We start from the raw sequence: 3,704 nt of genomic DNA on the forward strand, positions 1-3,704 counted from the left end.
TGCCGCCAAGCCAGGCGCCGATCAGCATGCCGGCCCCCAAGCGGCGGATCACCACCCAGTCGACCACACCGGCCTCCTGATGTGCCCGCAATGAGCTGAAACCGGTGAAGATCATGGTGGGCAGCGAGGTACCCAATGCCAGATGGGTAATGATATCGGGGGGGACCCCCTGAGCGTGAAAACTGAGTACCAGCACGGGTACTATGATGAGACCGCCGCCGATCCCGAACAGCCCCGCCAGCATGCCCGCGAAAGCACCCAGCAGCAGATAACCCATAAACAGCATAACAATTCCTTCCGAGGCGGCGCCTGACCATCCAGGCCAGAACGCGCATAAAAAAAGAGATGGTCCTTGGGCCATCTCTTCATTGTGCCGGTTAACTCAAGGGAATGGTACCGTCCATAACCTTGTAGAAGGCCAGTACGGCGCACCCGAGCAGGGCCGCCGTCATCCCCTGTTCCAACCGGTTGAGGCCACGCAGCCCGTGGTGCTGACGCGCCTTCCAGTAGATGAAGATGCCGGGGCTGTAGAGCAACGCCACCAGCAGCAGATACTCGACACCGGCGGCATAAACCAGCCAGCAGCCATAGAGAGTGGCCATCAGTGCCAGCAGCAGGTCACGCTTACGCTGATGGGGCTGGCCCTCATAGGTCTCCCCTTTCAGCGCCAGCTTGAGGCCATAGGCACCGGAGAAGACATAGGGCACCAGTGCCGCCGAGGTGGCAATGTTGACCAGCGCCAGATAGGTGCTGCTCTGGAAGTAGATGATGATGAGGAAGGTCTGCACCAGGCAGGTGGAGCACCAGAGCGACACCTTGGGCGAGCCGTTCTTGTTCTCCTTGGCAAACCAGCCAGGGAAGACCCCTGTCTTGCCCGCTATGTAGGGCACTTCCGCCGCCAGCACAGTCCAGCTCAGCAGGGCCCCCATCACAGAGATCACCAGACCTATGTTGATGAGCCAGGCGCCCCAGGGGCCCACGACGGCTTCCAAGATCATGGCGGTGGACGGATTCTTGAGGGCGGCCAATTGTGGCTGACTCATGACCCCCAGAGAAAACAGGGTCACCATGACGTAGAGTGCCAGCGCACCGAGCAGTGCCAGCACGGTAGCACGACCCACATCCTTGCGATGACGGGCACGGGCGGAGACCACCACGGCCCCTTCGATACCAATGAAGACCCAGAGCGTCACCTTCATGGTGGACTTGACCTGATCCATCACAGATCCCAGCTCCACGTTCTCCTGGCCCCAGATATCCAGGGTGAAGGTATCCATGTTGAAGGCGAGCAGGATGGCCACACAGAACACAATGAGCGGCACCATCTTGGCGATGGTGGTGACTATGTTCACCAGGGCCGCCACTTGGATCCCGCGCAGCACCAGGGCGTGCACGGACCAGATGAGGATGGAGGCGAGCGTGATGGCCACGGGGGTGTTGCCGTCGCCGAAGATGACATTGTCCGGGGTATCGAAGAAGTAGCTCAGGGCGCTGAACACGACGATGGCGTAGGAGACGTTGGCCAGCAGCTGGCAGAGCCAGTAACCCCAGGCGGCGTTGAAGCCGATGAAATCGCCAAAACCGGCCTTGGCATAACTGAAGATACCGCCATCGAGATCCGGGCGGCGCATGGAGAGATTCTGGTAAACCAGCGCGAGACAGATCATGCCAAGACCTGTGATGGCCCACCCCAGGGCGACGGCCCCGGCGCTGGCATGAGCGGCAATATTTTGTGGCAGACTGAAGACCCCGGCGCCGACCATGGAGCCGATCACCAGCGAGATGAGGGCGCCGAGCCCTAGTTTCTTGTCCATCTCAATCCTGTTTGATTAAGCGGCGGCTGAGCATCCGTATTCATACAGCGCGCAATATGGGAGGGGCGAAAAATCCGTACCCCGTGAAAAAGGCGGCAACTATATTGCATGACTATTCCGACCGCAATCCCTCGTACCGTCAATCATGCGCCGTCTTGACCGCGCGCAATTCTACAGCACTGACTTCAAGCGCCTGTGAGCTGGCTCAAATTAAGAAAGACCCGTTGATATTTCACATTTCCCCATGACTTCGCCCCCGTTTTTCCAGAGCGGCCCTGCATGAGCATGCAGCTTCTCGTCAGGGCGTGCAGCCAGCTTGCTGACAAAGGATTCAATAAAAATGCCCCTGTGCCAGAGGCCAGGGGCATCTTCTTCACCGCCGATAAACTCAGAGCCGCAAGCCGCCATCGAGCGCTATCATGCGCCCGGACAGATAGTCATTGGCGAGAATAAAATGCACGGTTTCGGCCAGCTGGTGCGCCTCCCCCAGGCTGCCGACCGGGATGGCCTGCTGCATTCTGGCCATCGCCTCCGGTTTCATCGCTGCCGTCATGTCGGTGGCAAACACCCCGGGGGCTATGCCCATCACTCGAATGCCATGGCGCGCCAGCTCCCGCGCCCAGGTGACCACCAGGGAGGCCACCCCCGCCTTGCTGGCGGCATAGTTGCTCTGGCCTATGTTGCCGGCACGGGCAATGGAGGAGATGTTGACTATCACGCCGCCCTGCCCGCCCTTGGCCATCAGGGCTGCCCCTTCCCGGCCACAGAGGAAAGTGCCGGTCAGGTTGACATCGATGACAGCCTGCCACTGGGCCAGACTCATCTTCTCCACCAGTTCTCCCTCTTTCACCTTGATCAGCATGCCGTCCCGCAGGATCCCGGCGCAGTTGATGAGGCCATGCAGGCCACCCAATTGTTCTTTGATCGCAGCAAAGGTCGTCTCCACCTCGGCTTCACTCGCCACGTTGCAGACGAACAGGGCGCACTGGCCATCACGACTGCGCAGCTCCGCTTCGGTCACCTCCAGATCGGTGCGATTCACATCGATCAACGCCAGTATGGCGCCCTGCTCCGCGAGCCTCAGGGCGATGGCTCGGCCAAGCCCCCGCCCCGCCCCCGTGACGGCGATGACCTTCTGCTTGATATCCATGGGTACTCCTTGTTGTTAACTGAGTTGCAGCCCGCTTGATGAGGTGATGCGCACACTGCCGCAGACTAACCGGCCGGTGACGGGTCCGGCGTTTTATCCAGATAGAGCTCGACGATGCTGGAAAAATCCTTGTGCTCCTGACCCTGCGTCGCGTGCAGGTTGAACAAGTTACGAGCCAGCGCTCCCATAGGCACGGCGCTGTGGGCATGCTCGGCCAGCGCCATCGCCAATCCCAGATCTTTGACCATCAGCCGGGTCATAAAGCCCCCCTGATAGTGGCGGGCGGCGGGCACGTTCTCCATCACACCAGGCCAGGGGTTGTAACGCTCCAGGCTCCAGTTGTTACCCGAGCTCTTGCCCATGATGGTGGAGAGGACGCCCGGGTCCAGTCCCTCCTTCACCCCGAGCGCCAGCGCCTCGGCGGTGCCCGCCATGTGGATGGCAAGCAGCATGTTGTTGCACATCTTGGCGATCTGGCCCGCCCCGAGCGCCCCGGCATGAAACAGATTCTGCCCCATGTGAGCCAGAATAGGTCTGGCCGCCTCGAAATCCGCCAGTTCACCACCGACGATGAAAGTGAGGGTCCCCGCGCTCGCCCCCGCCACCCCGCCCGAGACGGGCGCATCGATGAAGCGAATGCCGCGCGCCCTGGCCGCCTCCCCGACCTGACGAGCCGAGGCCACGTCGATGGTGGAGCAGTCGATCACCAGAGCCCCCGCAGGCAAGGCCCCCAGCAGATC

The 3,704-nt window shown here is 61.1% G+C and carries 4 protein-coding genes; all 4 read right to left on the bottom strand.

From position 1 onward, the window contains the following. Positions 1 to 286: TSUP family transporter (locus AAC083_RS04700; protein WP_146181578.1), on the bottom strand; the 286-nt coding region annotated here is incomplete at its 3' end. Between the two features lie 91 nt (positions 287 to 377). After that, positions 378 to 1,814, bottom strand: coding sequence for an arginine-ornithine antiporter (gene arcD, locus AAC083_RS04705; RefSeq protein WP_108535964.1), 1,437 nt, complete (start codon positions 1,812 to 1,814; stop codon positions 378 to 380). A 388-nt stretch (positions 1,815 to 2,202) separates the two neighbouring features. Then, positions 2,203 to 2,964: an SDR family oxidoreductase gene (locus tag AAC083_RS04710; RefSeq protein WP_108535966.1), complete on the bottom strand. Its 762-nt coding sequence runs from the start codon at positions 2,962 to 2,964 to the stop codon at positions 2,203 to 2,205. A 65-nt stretch (positions 2,965 to 3,029) separates the two neighbouring features. After that, positions 3,030 to 3,704 (bottom strand): 3-hydroxyisobutyrate dehydrogenase (gene mmsB, locus AAC083_RS04715; RefSeq protein WP_108535967.1); only part of this gene is annotated, 675 nt, incomplete at its 5' end.

Source organism: Aeromonas sp. HMWF014, from assembly GCF_963878295.1.
Lineage (GTDB): Bacteria > Pseudomonadota > Gammaproteobacteria > Enterobacterales > Aeromonadaceae > Aeromonas > Aeromonas popoffii.